Origin of the sequence: Enterovirga sp. CN4-39, assembly GCF_049446235.1 — a bacterium.
Lineage (GTDB): Bacteria > Pseudomonadota > Alphaproteobacteria > Rhizobiales > Beijerinckiaceae > Enterovirga.
Genome location: NZ_JBMSEF010000001.1, coordinates 534,641 through 550,331, shown reverse-complemented (window position 1 = coordinate 550,331; position 15,691 = coordinate 534,641). Strand labels below are relative to the sequence as shown.

Below are 15,691 nucleotides of genomic sequence, written 5' to 3'. Positions count from 1 at the left end.
CATCTTCACTCTTGCTCGCAAACGTCCTGCCCTGCGCGGGGCTGCTGGTCGGCCCCTCCGTATGGGCCGCGAATATGCAGCTGTCCCAGGTTCTTCCCTACCTGGACTGCCGCTCCGGGCTGCACACCAGCGCGGCCGCGCCGCTTGCTGGCGTGGCGCTCACGCTGCTCTCGGTCTACCTGTCCTGGCGCAGCACAGGCGCAGCGCCGGACGTTGCGGGCGAGAGTGCGTATCCGGCGACACGCCGGTTCGTGGCGATCCTCGGGTGCCTTACCGGGGCGATCTTCGCCTATGCGCTCCTGCTCCAGGCGCTTTCGGGCATCCTTCTGACGGGCTGCGAGCGGTGAGGCGGCAGTCTCTTGCTACGCTCGCCACGGTGCTGGCGATCGGGGCGCCCGTGGCCGCCGCCGCTCATGGCGGGCCGGTAGACGCCCCGCCTAGCTGGACGTTCGATCCCTTCGTGGTCGTGCCACTGCTGCTGTCCGGCGCCCTGTACCTCCTCGGCACTACGGTCCTGTGGTCCCGCGCCGGTGTCGGCCGTGGGATCCGTCCATGGCAGGTGCTCTCCTACTCTGCGGGATTCCTCGCCCTCGCGGCCGCGCTCACCTCACCGCTTCACTGGCTGGGCGAGCGCCTCTTCACGGCTCACATGATCGAGCATGAGATCGTCATGGCGGTCGCTGCGCCCCTCCTGGCGCTGGCGCGGCCCGTGGGGGCCTTCCTCTGGGCGTTGCCCCCGCGTATCCGGCGCGGCCTCGGAGCTCTCGGCAGGGCCACCCCCGTCAGGAAGCTGTGGGCCTCCCTGAGCCGCCCCGCGGTGGCGACGATCATGCACGGGGCGGCGATTTGGATCTGGCACATCCCTGTCCTGTTCGACGCGACGGTCGTCGACGTGACGTTGCACCGGCTGCAGCATGCGAGCTTCCTCGCGACTGCGCTCCTTTTCTGGTGGGCGCTCATCCGACGCAGCGATCCGGGCGCGGCCTGCGGGCACTTGTTTGTGACCATGATCCACACGGGCGTTCTGGGCGCATTGATCGCGCTTGCGCCCCGGGTCGTCTACGCCGGGCAAACGGCCGGGGCGGCGATCTGCGGGCTGACGCCGCTCGAGGACCAGCAACTCGCGGGGCTCGTGATGTGGGTTCCGGCTGGAACGGTCTACGCCGGCGCGGCGATCACGTTCATCGGACTCTGGATCAGGGGTTCGGGCCAGGCCAGGCTCAAGCGCCATGCCTTCTCCTAGGCTCAAGCTGGCCACGCTGGCCGGCACGCTCCTCGCGGCTCGGCTTGCGGCACGGTTCAGGCCCGCTTCCCCGCCGCCCGAGGAGATAGCCGAGGACGGCCCGCGCGCGCCGCAAAGCGCACTTCCCCACCGCCTCGGGTTGGGGCTCCTGCTCGGCTCGGCCGGAGTGGCGCTGGCCGCCATAGGGTGGCGCACTTGGCAGAGCGAAGCCCAGGCTGTGGAGGTCGCCAAGGCGTTGACCCGCGGCGATCCGAGCCGAGCTCCGGCGCTCATCACCAAATACGGATGCGGCGGCTGCCACACGATCCCAGGCGCGCCCGGAGCAGACGGAAAGGTAGCGGGCCCGCTCGGCGGCATGCGCTCCCGGGTCTACGTCGGTGGCATCGCACGCCACGATGCCGATACGCTGATCCGCTGGATCGTCGCACCGCAATCCATCTCCCCTCGCTCCGCCATGCCCGCGACGGGGATCAACGAAGGGGAAGCGCGGGACGTCGCCGCCTTCCTTTATACGCGATAGATCAGCGCCCTTCGCTGACCCGCGGAAAGCGCTGGTGCTTCGCTTCGTCTGGCGTCGGGAGGGCGGGAAGCGACTTGATGTAGGCGGCCATGGCGGCGCGGTCACTGGCCGGCAGCTCCGCCAGGTTCGTCACCACATCCGCCATCGTCGCACCGACATAGCGCAGGTCGGGTGTGCGGCCGCTCGTCAGCACTTCAGCGATGGCCGCCTCCGACCAGGTTCCGATCCGATCCGGCGTGATGTTCGGCGCACTGCCGGCCTGTTCGGGGTTCAGCCCGCCCGCGAAGCGCTCCCCATCCTTCACGGCATAGGCAAGGTTCCGAGGCGAATGACACTCCGCGCAATGCGCGAGCGCCTCGACCAGGTACCGGCCGCGCTGCCACTCCTCGCTGCGTGCCGGCTCGGCGGGGAGGGGGCTGCGGTCGAAAAAGAGCAGTTTCCACAGCCCGAGGGCACGGCGAATGGTGAAGGGGAACGGCAGGTCGTGTGGGTGCGTGCGGCCTTCTACCGGGGGTAGGGAGCGGAGATAGGCGACGAGGTCCCTGAGATCGCCCGGCTCCATCCTCACGTAGCTCGTGTACGGGAACGCCGGGTAATAGTGCTGGTCGGAGGGCGACACCCCGCTCGAGACCGCGTTGGCCACTTCCACGGCGGTCCAACTGCCGATCCCGTCGATCGGGTGCGGCGAGATGTTGGGCGGGCGGAGCGCTCCCAGAGGCGTCGGGAGCGCCATGCCGCCACCCAGCCGGAGGCGGTCGGGCTGTCCAGGCGAGGAATGGCACGACGCACATTGCGCGGCATCGAAGACGAGCTTGCCTTTGAGGGCATCGCCTCCGCTCAGCCGGACCTCGTCGGCCGCGGAGAAGGCCGGTCGAGGAGCTGACAAGTGCCAAGCGACCAAGCCCGCACCCGCGCCGGCGAGGGCTAAACCGACGAGGATGACCGCGCGCTTCTTCAACTGAACCAGTCTCGCTTTTGGCGTCACCCCGGCCAACTCGCGACCCGCTCCACCGACGAGAGTCCGCCCGGTGCCTCAGGAATACGCCTGAGCGCTAAAGAGAGATCCACACCATCGGCATGGTTCCTCGCCGGGGTAGCGCATCCTCGGCTTGACTCCCTCCGAGAGAGCCCAGGCGCGGAAGCACAGCGCCCGATCGGTGCAGTTAGGTCATGCAGCCTTTGCGTTGGCCCTATCCGGAACGAACGCTTCCGGCGCGGCGCGAGTTTGAGCATTGTTGGGCATCGAGGTCGGCGCCGCGCGCCGGCAGAGTCCTGCAGCAAGATGAACAGAGAGGGCTTCACCAAGCTCGCTTCGCAGTAGAGTGCCCTCAACGGCTTCCACCGTAGGGCCGGCTCGATGAGCCCGATCGGGGGCGGCCGGATTCTGGATCCAGCCACCTGCCCTCCAGTACCCGAGGAATAGAATGAATACGCTGCGCACCGCTAGATATCTCTTCGTTGTCGGCTCTGCTGTCTTGGGCGGCACGAACGCATTTCCGCAGCAGTGCGCGGACGAAGGTGCGCCGGCATTCTGGGGAACACCCAGTGTCGATGGCGGGAAATGCTGCAAGACGCTTGGTGAGGTGCGCGAGAACATCAATCAGATCGACGATCAGATCATCGAGCTTATGGCGAAACGTGGAGCCTATGTTCATGAAGCGGCTCGCTTCAAGCAGAACCCCGCTGCCGTGGAGGACAAGACGCGGGTCGAGGCGATCATCCGGAAGGTGCGGCGCCTCGCGACAGAACGTCAGCTGAACCCCGATGTCGCGGAGGTGACCTATCGCGCAATGATCGAGAGGTTCACGGAGGACGAGCGCCGCGACGCGGCCGAGATGATGCGACACCCAACCCGCTGAGACCCGGGCGCGGGCGCAATCGTGGAACCCCGGAGTTCCCGGGCCGTCCCCGTCCTCGACTCCGTTAGAGTCGCTGCGAATTCGTCCACCTCCTGTCCGTTCGAGGCCTCGACTAACCAGAAGATTTCGCGGCGCTGCTCGGCCGACACGATCATCCGGCGTCTCGAAAGCAATATCGCGCGCACGCATAGACTGGGAAAAGATCCGTTTCAGACGAACTGGAACGTTGGCGTGGTCAGCCGGATTTGTTGAGCGAGGTTTGCTGACCGCGCACGGCATGAATTGTCATGCGGACCTCACGACGCCCGATGAATGCGCAGCGCTCGCGCGCACAAGAGAGGGTCCCATGGCTGAACTCATCGTCATTGGCTTTGATAATCCGAACGAAGCGGATCGGGTGCTCACCGAACTCACACGGATGCAGAAGGAGTATCTGGTCGATCTGGAGGACGCGGTGATCGCGATCCGCGCGCCGGACGGCAAGGTTCGGCTGAAGCAGAGCGTCGATCTGATCGGCACCGGCGCGGCCGGTGGCGGGTTGTGGGGCGCTATGTGGGGCTCGCTCGTCGGGCTGCTGTTCCTGAATCCGCTACTCGGCCTGGTTGCCGGCGGCGCGCTAGGAGCGGGCGCGGGAGCGATATCCGGAAGCCTGAGTGATTACGGGATCGACGACGGCTTCATCCGCAAGCTCGGTGAGACCCTGCAACCGAACACGTCGGCGTTGTTCGTGCTGATCCGCAAGGCGCAGCCGGATAAGGTGCTCCAGGAGATTTCCAATTTCCGCGGCCACGTGATCCGCTCCTCCTTGGCCCCGGAGCAAGAGAAGCGGCTCCAGGCTGCACTCTCCGGCGGTGGCGTCAGCATGCCGGGCAGCTCTGGCTCGTCTAGCTCCTCAGGCTCCTCCGGCGGCGCACAGGCCGGTTCGGCTCCCTCGTCGGCGACCTATTCTGTCTAACCTCTGCTGCTGGGTGTGGCCTCTGCTGGAGATACCTGCTCCAGCAGAGGCCACACGCCCGCTTGTTTATGAGCGGTCTGCTCGGCTGCCCCCCAGGAAACCGCGCAAGTCGCGGCAGCCGCTCTCCGAGCGCCATAGCGGCGTACTCACGGTTCCTGTCAGTGGTCGAGCTCTGATCTCCTTGCATTCCTCGTTGCCAAGACCCTCGCCGGCGAACGGGCGACATCTTCCCGGGCTAAGGTAAGCTCGCATCCGACGCCCGGCCCCGCACCCAGGTACTGGCGGCTGCAGAAGAGGGTGTGCTCGAGGAAACGAAATCGAGGAGGTTCTAGATGAACGACAGCACCTTCACGCGCCGGCATGCGCTCGTGGGCGCCGCGCTCGGCGGGGGAGCGCTTGCGCTAGGCTATCCTGGGGCGGCGCTGGCCAAGGCCCCGCTGGCCGGAACACCCGCCCCATATTTCTACCGCTTCAAGTTCGGCAATGGCGAGGCGACGATCGTGTCGGACGGCACGCTGCCGCTCGGCAATCCGCACACCAACTTCACCGGCCTCTCCCCGCAGGAGATGGACAAGCAACTCACCGACAACTTCCTTCCGACCTCGAACGCGGTCCTCGAGCAGAACGTGCTCATCCTGAACACCGGCGATCGCCTGGTCCTGTTCGACACCGGGATGGGGACGCTGCAGCTCTTCGGGCCGACTACAGGCAAGCTTCTCGCGACGATGAAGCAGGCGGGGATCGACCCCAAGGATATCGACGCCGTGGTGATGAGCCATGCTCATATCGACCATTGCGGCGGCTGCGTGGGCGACGACGGGAAGTCGCACTTCCCGAATGCAAAATTCTACATCAGCGAGGCAGATTTCAATTTCTGGACCGATGAGAACAAGGTCTCGAAGGACTTCAAGGTGTTCCTCGATACCGCGCGGAAGAATCTGCTGCCGATCCGGGACAGGCTCGAATTCATCAAGGACGGCCAGGAATTCCTGCCAGGCATCACGGCGCTTGCGGCCCCGGGGCATACGGTCGGGCACATGATCTTTATGATCACTAACGGCAACAATCAGCTCTGCTATATCGGTGACCTGACACACCACCCGATCTTGCTGATGGAGAAGCCTCGCACGCAGTTCGCGTACGACACAGACCCTGCGCAATCCGCCGAAACACGCGTGAAGATGCTGACCATCCTTTCCGAGAAGCGCGTCCCGATTCTTGCTTATCACTTCGCCTGGCCGGGGATCGGCCACGTCGCGAAGGCAGGCGAAGGCTTCCGCTACTATCCCGAGCCCATGAAAATGGAGATGTGATCGCGAACCCGCCGGGTGCCATCCTCGGCGTGCGCGAGGACGAGGTCGCAGTTTCCGCGACCTCGTCCGGGAAAGCCTTGAGGCTCTTAGGGCTTGCGAAAGAACGTCATGCCTCCGTGATGAAGCTGGTTCTGGTCAACGAACACGCCGTCGGCCGTGAAGCCGGTGTCGTCCCAGTAGAAGATCTCGTTTCCGCGGACCTCGTAGCGGCCGCGATAGGCGCTCTGTCGCGATCCACGCGCCTCGTCGTAGCGGCCATTCGGAAGCAGTTCGTGCCGGATATTTCCGTCGCGGGTCACCCACATGCCGGCATAGGGGTGCCCGGCATCCTGCTGGTCCGTTTGCATGGTCGGTCTCTGGTTGGCCGAAGCGTTTGGCGGTGCCGTGAACGAACGGGTGAACAGCGCGACCGCGACCGCGCTGCTCGCGAGAACCTGCGCTGCCCTCATTGCGCGGGTCCCCGTCTGCGCTCGGCAAAGAGCTCAGATAAAACGCCCGCGGCCTGGATCGCCCGAGGGAAACCGGCATGGACGGTCGTGAGGTAGACGACCTCCTTCAGTTCCTCCTCGGTCACGCCCAAGTTGAGAGCATATCCGGCGTGGACCTTCATGAACGCGCCGTGTCCGAGCGCAGCAAAGGCTGCAACGGTCGCGATCTGGCGCGCCCGCGGTTCGAGTCCCGGACGGGACCACACGTCCCCAAGCGCGTAGGCCTCCGTCGCGTCGGCGAGGAATGGGAACTCCCGCCGCAGGTTCTCGAGGGCCGGCTGCGGCTGGCCGTTGTTCAGCGATCGCACGACCTCTGCACCGCGGCGGCGTCGATCGTCGTCGCTGCCTTGAGCAACGCTTGCCTGCGGAACCGCCAGCAGGGCGGCTGCGGCAAGGATGCCGGTCGGAAGGTGGGCAACTCTCGTCATCTCTCTCTCCCTTTCCCTTGTCGTGGCTGTGAAATTCCCGTGAGTCAGTGCGGGCTGGCGGTCGGCCGAACCAAAATCTCGCTGACGTCCACGTCATCAGGCTGGGCGACCGCGTAAAGGATGCTGGATGCGATCGCGGCTGCGGGAATCTGGACGGCCCGGAAGGCTCGCATCCCCTCGCGTGCAACCTCGTCGGAGATCCTGTCGGCGAGTTCCGAGGTCGTCGTGCCCGGCGAGATCACCGTGACGCGTATCCGATCCGTCTCCTGCCGAAGACCATCCGAGATGGCCCTCACCGCGAACTTCGTCGCGCAATAGACCGCGGCGGTCGGCGAGACAGAGTGCCCCCCGATGGAGGACAGGTTGATGATCTGGCCGGATCCCTGCGTTTCCATGATCGGCAGCGCAGCGGCGATGCCATAGAGAACGCCCTTGATGTTGACGTCGATCATCCGATCCCACTCCTCGACCTTGAGGCTGGCGAGCGGAGAGAGGGGCATCACGCCCGCATTGTTGATCATCACATCGAGGCGGCCGAACTCCTCGGCCGCAAAGCGGGCGAAAGTGGCGACATCGTCGCGGTCGGTGACGTCGAGTGAGCGATGGCGGACCGTACCACCTTCCGCTTCGATCTCGGCCGCTACGCCCTCAAGGCGATCAGCGCGCCGGGCCCCAATCAGGACCTTTGCGCCTGCTGCGGCGAGCGCCCTCGCCGCGGCCTCTCCGATGCCGCTCGATGCACCCGTTATGGCAATGACCTTGCCGCTGATGCCCTGTGCCATTCCACTGATCCTTCTGTCCCGGTTGTGTCGGCTTAAGGAGGAATCTAGCGAGGGACTGGACACGATCGAGCCCCAGATCGGGGACGGGCCGTTCAGCTAGGCTAACCAATGCGGGACGAGATCGAAGCTGTCGCAACCTTCGTGGTCGTCGCAGAGACGTTGAGTTTCCGCCGCGCGGCCGAGCGCCTCGGTGTCACGCGCTCTGCGGTCAGCCAAGCGATCCGGAAGCTGGAGGAGCATCTCGGGATTGCGCTTTTTCACCGAACCACCCGCAGCGTTCACCTCACGGAAGCGGGAATGCAGCTTTTGCAGGTTGCCGGCCCTAGCCTGTCCGATCTGAGGGGCGCCTTGAGGACGGTCGCAGAGGCGGGAGGCCGCCCGGGCGGCCGGCTGCGTCTCGCGGTCTCCTCGATAGCCGAGAGCTTCCTCGACGGAGCCGCGCTCGCCGGCTTCTTGATCACTCATCCCGAGATCCGGCTTGACGTCGTCGTGACCGATGCCGAGTTCGACATCGTGGCCGAGGGCTACGATGCTGGCGTGCGCCTGGGAGAGGTGATCGAGGCCGACATGATCGCCGTTCCAGTATCCGCCGATCAGCGTCAGCTCGCAGTTGCCTCTCCGGACTACATTGCCCGTGCAGGGGCTCCGGCACACCCGCGCGATCTGGTGGACCACCACTGCATCGGTTGGAGACCCAGCCCCGACGTGGCGCCGTATCGGTGGGAATTCACGGTAGACGGCCGTGATGTCTCGGTCGAAGTCGACCCGCACGTAACCACCAACGACATGGCTGTGATGGTGCGGCTCGCCCGTGCCGGGGTGGGGATTACTTGCGGGCTGGAGGAGACGTTTCGCCCCTACCTGATGAGTGGTGCTCTCCTGCCCGTGCTGGAGGAATTCTGCGCTCCTTTTCCCGGCTTCTTTCTGTACTACCCGAGCCGCCGCACTATGGCGGGCGCGCTGAGATCGCTCGTCGATTACCTGAAGCGCAGCCCCCGGCCGCTCCGAAATCGTGACAACTCAGTGTAAGCAGACAATCCGCCGCCGGGCTGCAGCTTCAGTGCGCGGCGGCAGGCGGGCGCCAGCCTCAGTTCTCGACGAGCCCGCCGATCGCACGCTTGTTCAGCACGATACGCCGGGCCCCCGAGAGGGAGAGCGAGCGATCGGTCTGGAGCTGGGACATCGAGCGGGACACCGTCTCGAGCGTCAGGCCCAGGTAGTCGGCAATGTCGCGGCGCGACATCGGCAGTTCGATTGCTCCCGATCCGCCGAGGCGAGCATCCATCTCCAGGATGAAGGCGGCCACGCGTTCCAGCGCCGTGCGGCGGCCTAGAAGGATCATGTGCTCCTCGGCATGCTGAAGGTTCTTCGCCGTCATGGTCCAGAGCTGGCACGCGACCTCGACATTCTGCTTGGCGAGCCGCTCGAGTTGCCGGCGCTTGAACATCAGGACCTTGGTATCTGCGACGGCTTCCGCCGTGAGCCGGTGGGCCGAGCCGGGCTCGAAGCCGAAGAGGTCACCCGGCAGATGGAAGCCATGTATCTGGCGCCGACCGTCGCCAAGGATCTTGCAGGTCCGCACCGCGCCCGAGACGATCTTGTAGACGTATTCGGTATCCTCGCCGTCGCCGTAGATCTCCTCTTCCCGCGCATACGCGAAGGGCGAGCCGATGAGCTCCGGGCAGCCGGCGAATAGCCCGATTTCGACGACGCTCGCGGTCGGCAGGCCGGACGCACCAGTCGGCGCAACGGGGTTCTGAGATGTTACTTGGGGTCTCATCGGCGTCCTCATCTCAAGCCTGATGAGAGAGGTACCGAGCGAGGATCTGGCCCGATATTCGGGGCCACTGCGTAAGGACCGGCCCTTACGTACGATCACGTAGCCGCAGCCTACCGATCCTCATACCCGCAACCGCCCGACCGGCAATTGATCCAGCGCAAGCGGCTCCGTGGTGCGCGGGCAGAGAAGTGCGGACACGTCGAGCCGAGTTCAGGCGGGGACGAGGTTTGTCGCCGCCGACATGCCGCGCACGATCGGGCCCGCGGTCTCGCCAGGCGGCTGCGCTCCGACGCGGGCGGCAACCAGCATGATAACGATGATCCAGAACGCAAGGACGGCGACCCAGGTGCGGCGATCCGGAGGTGTGATCCTCTCCAGATTGCCTTCCTGGAGGGCCGCATCGCCGAAGTGGTCCTGGGCCACATCCCGCAGTGCCTGTTTCATGCTCCATAGTTCTGCCGGCGACGGGTCGATTTCAATAAATTCTTATCGCCTTTTTGGCTCGCCTGGGAGCATTCGCTTCCAAGAATGATCATCGACGTAGCGGCTTGTTCCCTGCCCGACTGCTATATGTCTTGTTCGTAGGACATGCTAAGGCCGCAGCATGGATCGCGACGATCAGGGCGCCGGGCCGGTTCCGCTTTATCACCGCCTCTACCTCGTGCTGCGACAGCAGATCGAGGAGGGGCGTTTCCCGGCGGAGATGCCGCTTCCCGGAGAATTGGAGATCTCCAAGCAGCACGGCGTATCCCGGATCACGGTGCGCCGGACCATGGAGATGCTGACTGCGGATGGCCTCATCGAACGCCGGCGTGGCCGAGGCACCTTCGCCCGCACCGGTGCTCTCGGAACACCGATCACGGGGCAGCTGTCGGGGCTGGCGGACAACCTGTCATCCTATGCGGAATTCACCGCCGTCACTCTGCATTCGTTCGAGTACATCCCGGCCTCCCCGATGGTCGCCGCCACGCTCGAGATCGGGGAGGGCGAGTCCGTCCAGAAGGCCGTCCGGACCCGCAGTCGGGAAGGGGTGCCGGTCTCGCTTCTGACGACACATGTTCCTGCCGGACTGGGGCGCACTTATTCTCGCGACGAACTCGCGTCGGGATCACTTATCCGGCTTCTCGAACGGGGCGGGGCTCGGGTCGATTCGGCCGACAGCACGATCACCGCGAAGTTGGCGGACGCGTTCTCCGCGCCTCTGCTGGGAATTCAGGTCGGCCAGCCGCTGATCGCCTTGACGCGCACCGTTCGCGACGAGCGTCGCCGGCCGATCGAGTATCTCAGCGCGCTGTATCGGCCGGACCAGTATGAGGTACGGCTCTCGATGTCGCGGGACGGGACCGGCAGCCCGAACCTCTGGCGCTACGAGCACAAAGCTCAGGTCTGATCCCGGCCGGCTGCCGCCCCGGCGTTCTCAGGTCGCCGTAGTCGCCTGACAGTGCGGCGAGGTAGCGCGAGAGGCTCTCGCGCGCGACTGCTTTTCCGTTGCGGGCGAGCCCGTCGAAGAACGCGCCTTAGATGCCCTCGAACCGGAGCGGCTGCAGGATGGCCGCTACGAAGCTGTAGCCCGGCCAGTGCCGGACGCAATCATCCGGTCTCAGCGGGCGGTGTAACCGCCGTCGATCAGGAAATCGGAACCGGTGACAAAGGCCGCATCGTCGCTCGCCAGGAACAGCGCCGCCGCGGCGACCTCGTCTGCGGTGCCGATGCGACCGGAAGGATAATCGCCCACGAGTGCCGCCGAGACCTCGTCGGGCGAGCCGATGAGGCGCGTGAGGCGGCTCGTCATGATGGCGCCGGGCGAGAGGCTCACGGCGCGGATGCCGTCGCCCGCATGATCGAGCGCGATGCTCCGCGTCAGGGATAGGAGAGCGGCCTTCGACGCGCTGTAGGCGGCGCGCCCGGGCGTGGTCACGTGGGCGAGTTGTGATGCTACGTTGATGATGACGCCCCGCTGCGCTGCGATCATCGGGCGGAGGCATTCCCGGGCCATGAGGAAGGCGCCGGTGAGGTTCACCTCAATGACCCGCCGCCAGGCAGCAGTCTCGACTTGCGCCGTCGGTGCAAGAGGCGTCAGGGCGGCCGCGTTGTTGACCAGGATGTCTACCCGTCCGAAGCATTGCGAGGTGGCGGCAACCGCCGTCTTGACCTCGTCTTCTGACGAGACATCGCAGCTGAGAAGGAGGAATTCGCTGCTGGTCATCCCCGTCGCCTCGATCCGCTCGGCGAGGGCTGCGGCGTCTAGGTCGAGCAATGCAAGGCGCGCCCCCGCCCTGGCATATCGCAGCGCAATGGCGAGCCCGATGTCGCCCGCGGCGCCGGTGATCACGGCCACCCGGTTCTCCAGCGAGAGAGCTGGCCCTGTTTCAGGCATTCGTTCCAACAGCCTGGTCAGCCGGGTTGCCCGGCCGCCTGGCGGCTTGTCCTCTCATGGGCGGCCCCGCCCTTCATCATCGCGTGGATCAGATCGTCCTTCCGTACTACGGGCGACGGGTAGGCCCGCCGACCTTGCTTCAGGCCGAGAGCCAGGAAGGTCTCGGCGAGCTTGTAGGTCAGCGGACCGGGATTGATCACGGGGACGGGCAGCATCTCGGCTAGGTAGGCCGCAGCCTGGTGCATGGTCGTCGAGCCGAGGCAGATCACCTCGGCGCCGTCCTCCTCAATGCAACGGGTCGCCGCGTCGAGCATGCGCGGGAACACCGCCTCCTCCTTGCCGTCGAGCAAGGCCGCGAAATCCGGTGGCGTGTCGAATGACCGGATGGAGGCGCACTGGTCTTTAAGGCCGTACTCGACCACTGCCTTCTTGTAGCGGACGATCGCCGGCTCCCACTGCGCCAGGATCGAGAACTTCGAGCCGAGCGTGAGCGCATACAGCATGGAAGCGCGGCCGGGCGAGATGACCGGGATCGACAGCACGGAACGCAGCGCCTGCATGCCGCTGTCGCTCATGGTGTCGATGCAGACCGCGTCGAAGCCGTCCTCTTCGGCGCTCATTCCGGCCTCGAAGATGGCCATGTCCATGAGCGTCCAATCGTGCGGGCTCATGAAGGAGGTCGGCCCGCAGGTCACGGGCCGATAAGTCAGCTCGGTGCCGGCATCGAGCTGGACATAGCCGCCCTGGGTCTCGCGCCGCTTCACGCCCTCCGCGTCGAGCGCGAATGGGACGATGACGAGGATGCGTCTGGTCGTCATGGCGTCACCTCGCCTGGGCCGCGGCGACGGCCGCGTCGCCGATCGCCTTGATCATGTCGCGCTTCGGCGCGAGCGGGGTCGGGTAGGTCTTCCGGCTATGCGTCAGCCCCAGCTTCAGGGCGGCATCGGCGAGCCGATAGGTGAGGGGGCCGGGGTTGATCACGGGGACCTGCAGCCGCTCCGCCAGATAGGCATGGGCCTGGTGCATCGTCGTCGAGCCGAGGATGATGGCGTCCGCCCCATCCTCCTCGATGCAGCGCGTGGCGGCAGTTTCGAGCTTCGGGAAGACGTCGTCCTCCTTGCCGGCGAGGAGCGAACGGTTGTTCGGCTCGACCCCGATGGAGCGGATCGAGGCGCACTTCCTTTCGAGGCCGAGCTCACCGAGCGTCTTGGCGTAGAGCGGCTTCCAGCGGTCCCACATGACGACGATCGAGAAGCGCTCGCCGAACATCAGCGCCGTCAGCATGGCGTGACGGCCGGGGCCGATCACGGGAATGTTCAGGACCGAGCGCAGGGCCGACAGGCCGCTGTCGCTCATCGTGTCAATGCAGACGGCGTCATAGCCTTCGCGCTCGGCATCGATCCCGGCCTCCAGGATCGAGAGGTCGGCGAGCGAGAAGTCGTGGTGGCTGGTGTAGTTCGCGGGGGCGAACCGGACCGGACGGTACTCGAAAGTCATCCCGTCCCCGAGCTCGAGCGTGCCGAGCTGCTCGCGGCGGTTGGCGAGATCGGCCTCGTTCATCGGGAACGGAACGATCACCAGGACTCTAGGCATCATTGTTCTCCAATGGACGGCCTGCCGTAACCTGAGGGGCTCGGATCAGGCGCCTCGACCCACCAGCCGCGCCGCCGCAAGGCCGGCGATGCGGCCGAGCACTGTCGCCGAGAGAAGCCCGTTGCCTGACAAATAGCCCCACGATGAGGGGCCGGAGAGGCCGCGCGCAGCGCCGCCTCCGGCAAAAAGGTTGGGCAGCCTCGTTCCGTCGGGCCGCAGCACCTGGGCCTCAGCGTCGATCGCAAGCCCCCCCTGCGTGTGAAAGAGCGCACCGGTGATCTTCGCGGCACGGTAAGGTGGGGAGAGGGGCGGATTGATGGTGAAGTCCCGCCCGAACGGATCCGTGCCTCCCCCGCGCGCGTAGCCCTGGACATCGGCGAGCGTCTTGGCGAGCGCGTCCTCTGGGATGCCAGTGACTGCGGCGAGTTCGGAGATGCTGCCGGCCTCTTTGATCGCCCCGAGCCGCTTGAATTCCTTGTAGTCGTGGAAGGCGAGGGCAGGGGCCTCGCAGCGCGCGTCGTAGATGTCCCAGGCGAAGCGGTCGGGCTGCTTCAGGACCTCCTCCGCGTGCTCGGAATAGCCACGCATCTCGTTGGCGAAGCGCCTGCCATCCCGGTTCACCTGGAAGCCACCGAGCGTGATCACCGCCCAGGTCAGCGGTGCCGAATGCGGCCGCGGCACCGAGCCGTGCCCCTGATATGACGCGAGATCGCCCGTCGCAGCGCCTAGCACTTGACCCCATGCTAGAGCGTCGCCGGTGTTGGAGGTATGGCCGCAATACTCGGCCTCTGCCATCTCGGGGATGTGGCGGCGCACGAGATCCGGATTCCCGCCAAAGCCATTGCAAGCGAGGATCACGGCCTCGCAGCCTACGATCTCCTCCGTACCGTCGGGCCGCTTCGCGGCAACGGCTACGACGCGGCCCGACTCATCCGCGAAGAGATCCTCGACCGAAGCATTCGTCACGATGTCGATCCCGGCACGCTCAGCGGCACCGAGGAGCATCGCCTCGAGATCGGCACCGGTCTGCGACTTCGGACCATGCATCCGCAGCCTGGAATGACCCGGGTAGGTGAAGCCCTCGACGAGGTGGAACTCGAGCCCCTGCGATTCAGCCAGCCAGTCGACCGTCGGGCCGGATGCCTCGGCGATCGCCCGCACGACGCCCGGGTCGTTCTCGCCATGCGCCTTGGCCGCGAGATCGGCCGCGAAAAGCTCCGGGCTGTCCTCGATCCCCTTCTCGCGCTGGAACCGAGTCCCGGCGGCCGGGATGAGACCGGCCGAAAGCGACGTGGAGCCTGAGGGGCGGGAGTCGCGCTCTAGCACAAGAACGCCTGCGCCCTGCTCATGCGCCGAAAGGGCTGCTGTGAGCCCGCAGGCCCCCGCCCCGATCACGACGATCGGGACGCTATACTCGAATGAGGCCTCGGAGGCAGGGCGAATGGCCATTCGGGTCTGCGCTCAGTAATCCGTCCGAGCCTTCTCCGGCACGCCGTAGCGCGCTTCGAGTGCCCGCACCTCCTGCATCCCGACCAGGTCGAAGAACTCCTGGAAGGAAGGCACTTGTGGCGCGAGGCTGGCGATCGTCCCCTCGCGCTTGAGGATCTCCAGCGCGCCGTCGGCGGCCTTGATGGCGGAGAGTAGAAGCCAGTTCGGGAAGAGGATGATCTTGAACCCGAAGGCCTCGATCTCCTCGCGCTTCAGGAATGGCGTCTTCCCGCTCGTGGCCATGTTGTAGAGCGTGGGGTAGTTGAGGCGCTTGTTGATGCCTTCGAGCTGCTCGTAGCTCGGCGCCTCGACGAAGAGCACGTCTGCGCCCGCCTCGCGGTACATCTCGGCGCGCTCGAGCGCGGCCTCGTAGCCATCCACCGCGATCGCATCCGTGCGGGCGATAATGACGAAATCCTGATCGCGGCGGGCATCGGTCGCGGCCTTGATCTTCGCGACCATCTCCTCCGCCGAGACGAGCTGCTTGCCGGCGAGGTGGCCGCAGCGCTTCGGCAGCACCTGGTCCTCCATGTGGATAGCCGCAACGCCGGCGCGTTCGTAATCCTGGATCGCGCGGCGGACGTTGAACGGGCCGCCGAAGCCGTTGTCGGCATCCGCGATCAACGGGATGTCGGACACGGCCGCGATCCGGGCCGCATTATCGACCATCTCGGTCAGGGTCAGGAGCCCGATATCCGGCATGCCGAGCCGCGTCGCCGAGGTGCCGGCCCCGGTCATGTACATGGCATCGAAGCCGTGCTTTGCGACGAGGCGGGCGTAGAGCGGGTCCACAACCCCGGGAGCCATCACGGCGCCGGGACGGGCGAGAAGCTCGCGAAGGCGAGTGGTTGGGCGAGTGGACAAG

Annotated in this window: 19 protein-coding genes; 8 read left to right on the top strand and 11 right to left on the bottom strand. The window is 66.0% G+C overall.

The genetic code is table 11. The features are described 5' to 3' along the window. Positions 1–11 precede the first annotated feature (11 nt). The 3 genes from ACO2SS_RS02735 to ACO2SS_RS02725 are packed head-to-tail and all read left to right on the top strand — an operon-like array spanning position 12 to position 1,763. A complete protein-coding gene (locus ACO2SS_RS02735; protein WP_423276016.1) occupies positions 12–347 on the top strand; it encodes a hypothetical protein in 336 nt (111 codons plus the stop codon). Then, positions 344–1,243, top strand: a complete 900-nt coding sequence (locus tag ACO2SS_RS02730) for a cytochrome c oxidase assembly protein (protein WP_423276015.1) — start codon at positions 344–346, stop codon at positions 1,241–1,243. Before ACO2SS_RS02735 ends, ACO2SS_RS02730 begins: the two co-directional genes overlap by 4 nt. Continuing rightward, the gene (locus ACO2SS_RS02725) at positions 1,230–1,763 is read left to right on the top strand and encodes a c-type cytochrome (RefSeq protein WP_423276014.1); all 534 of its coding nucleotides are present in this window, start codon (positions 1,230–1,232) and stop codon (positions 1,761–1,763) included. The genes ACO2SS_RS02730 and ACO2SS_RS02725 overlap by 14 nt, the downstream gene beginning before the upstream one ends. 1 nt (position 1,764) lies before the next feature. Here the strand turns inward: ACO2SS_RS02725 and ACO2SS_RS02720 are convergent, their stop codons facing one another. Beyond that, positions 1,765–2,721 carry a c-type cytochrome gene (locus tag ACO2SS_RS02720; protein WP_423276012.1) on the bottom strand — a complete coding sequence of 319 codons (957 nt, stop codon included), beginning with the start codon at positions 2,719–2,721 and terminating at the stop codon, positions 1,765–1,767. A 466-nt stretch (positions 2,722–3,187) separates the two neighbouring features. Between ACO2SS_RS02720 and ACO2SS_RS02715 the strand changes: the two genes are divergently transcribed. The 3 genes from ACO2SS_RS02715 (at position 3,188) to ACO2SS_RS02705 (ending at position 5,890) form a co-directional block, all read left to right on the top strand. After that, on the top strand, positions 3,188–3,622 hold the full coding sequence (locus ACO2SS_RS02715; RefSeq protein WP_423276011.1) for a chorismate mutase: 435 nt from the start codon (positions 3,188–3,190) through the stop codon (positions 3,620–3,622). A gap of 346 nt (positions 3,623–3,968) precedes the next feature. Beyond that, the gene (locus ACO2SS_RS02710) at positions 3,969–4,577 is read left to right on the top strand and encodes a DUF1269 domain-containing protein (protein WP_423276010.1); all 609 of its coding nucleotides are present in this window, start codon (positions 3,969–3,971) and stop codon (positions 4,575–4,577) included. Positions 4,578–4,909: 332 nt separating this feature from the next. Further along, positions 4,910–5,890: an MBL fold metallo-hydrolase gene (locus ACO2SS_RS02705; protein WP_423276009.1), complete on the top strand. Its 981-nt coding sequence runs from the start codon at positions 4,910–4,912 to the stop codon at positions 5,888–5,890. A gap of 86 nt (positions 5,891–5,976) precedes the next feature. On the opposite strand, the gene ACO2SS_RS02700 is transcribed toward ACO2SS_RS02705, so the two are convergent. The 3 genes from ACO2SS_RS02700 to ACO2SS_RS02690 are packed head-to-tail and all read right to left on the bottom strand — an operon-like array spanning position 5,977 to position 7,588. Next, positions 5,977–6,339: an Atu4866 domain-containing protein gene (locus ACO2SS_RS02700; RefSeq protein WP_423276008.1), complete on the bottom strand. Its 363-nt coding sequence runs from the start codon at positions 6,337–6,339 to the stop codon at positions 5,977–5,979. Beyond that, complete coding sequence (locus ACO2SS_RS02695; RefSeq protein ID WP_423276007.1) at positions 6,336–6,806, bottom strand: carboxymuconolactone decarboxylase family protein; 471 nt, start codon at positions 6,804–6,806, stop codon at positions 6,336–6,338. The genes ACO2SS_RS02700 and ACO2SS_RS02695 overlap by 4 nt, the downstream gene beginning before the upstream one ends. Positions 6,807–6,850: 44 nt before the next feature. Further along, a complete protein-coding gene (locus ACO2SS_RS02690) occupies positions 6,851–7,588 on the bottom strand; it encodes an SDR family oxidoreductase (RefSeq protein WP_423276006.1) in 738 nt (245 codons plus the stop codon). Between the two features lie 108 nt (positions 7,589–7,696). Here ACO2SS_RS02690 and ACO2SS_RS02685 point away from each other — a divergent pair, with 108 nt between their 5' ends. Continuing rightward, positions 7,697–8,617, top strand: a complete 921-nt coding sequence (locus ACO2SS_RS02685) for a LysR family transcriptional regulator (RefSeq protein WP_423276005.1) — start codon at positions 7,697–7,699, stop codon at positions 8,615–8,617. A 58-nt stretch (positions 8,618–8,675) separates the two neighbouring features. Here ACO2SS_RS02685 and ACO2SS_RS02680 read toward each other — a convergent pair whose 3' ends face one another. After that, the gene (locus tag ACO2SS_RS02680; RefSeq protein WP_423276004.1) at positions 8,676–9,368 is read right to left on the bottom strand and encodes a helix-turn-helix domain-containing protein; all 693 of its coding nucleotides are present in this window, start codon (positions 9,366–9,368) and stop codon (positions 8,676–8,678) included. A 210-nt stretch (positions 9,369–9,578) separates the two neighbouring features. After that, on the bottom strand, positions 9,579–9,812 hold the full coding sequence (locus ACO2SS_RS02675; protein WP_423276003.1) for a hypothetical protein: 234 nt from the start codon (positions 9,810–9,812) through the stop codon (positions 9,579–9,581). A 160-nt stretch (positions 9,813–9,972) separates the two neighbouring features. On the opposite strand from ACO2SS_RS02675, the gene ACO2SS_RS02670 reads away from it, so the two are divergent. Further along, positions 9,973–10,758, top strand: coding sequence for a GntR family transcriptional regulator (locus ACO2SS_RS02670; protein ID WP_423276002.1), 786 nt, complete (start codon positions 9,973–9,975; stop codon positions 10,756–10,758). A gap of 210 nt (positions 10,759–10,968) precedes the next feature. On the opposite strand, the gene ACO2SS_RS02665 is transcribed toward ACO2SS_RS02670, so the two are convergent. From ACO2SS_RS02665 to ACO2SS_RS02645, 5 genes are read right to left on the bottom strand one after another with little or no spacing between them, the layout of a single operon-like run. Then, positions 10,969–11,706: an SDR family NAD(P)-dependent oxidoreductase gene (locus ACO2SS_RS02665; RefSeq protein WP_423276001.1), complete on the bottom strand. Its 738-nt coding sequence runs from the start codon at positions 11,704–11,706 to the stop codon at positions 10,969–10,971. Positions 11,707–11,762: 56 nt separating this feature from the next. After that, on the bottom strand, positions 11,763–12,563 hold the full coding sequence (locus tag ACO2SS_RS02660; RefSeq protein WP_423276000.1) for an aspartate/glutamate racemase family protein: 801 nt from the start codon (positions 12,561–12,563) through the stop codon (positions 11,763–11,765). A gap of 4 nt (positions 12,564–12,567) precedes the next feature. Further along, positions 12,568–13,341: an aspartate/glutamate racemase family protein gene (locus ACO2SS_RS02655; RefSeq protein WP_423275999.1), complete on the bottom strand. Its 774-nt coding sequence runs from the start codon at positions 13,339–13,341 to the stop codon at positions 12,568–12,570. 42 nt (positions 13,342–13,383) lie between these two features. Continuing rightward, complete coding sequence (locus tag ACO2SS_RS02650) at positions 13,384–14,787, bottom strand: FAD-dependent oxidoreductase (protein WP_423275997.1); 1,404 nt, start codon at positions 14,785–14,787, stop codon at positions 13,384–13,386. 12 nt (positions 14,788–14,799) lie between these two features. Further along, the gene (locus ACO2SS_RS02645; RefSeq protein ID WP_423275996.1) at positions 14,800–15,690 is read right to left on the bottom strand and encodes an isocitrate lyase/PEP mutase family protein; all 891 of its coding nucleotides are present in this window, start codon (positions 15,688–15,690) and stop codon (positions 14,800–14,802) included. Position 15,691 lies beyond the last annotated feature (1 nt).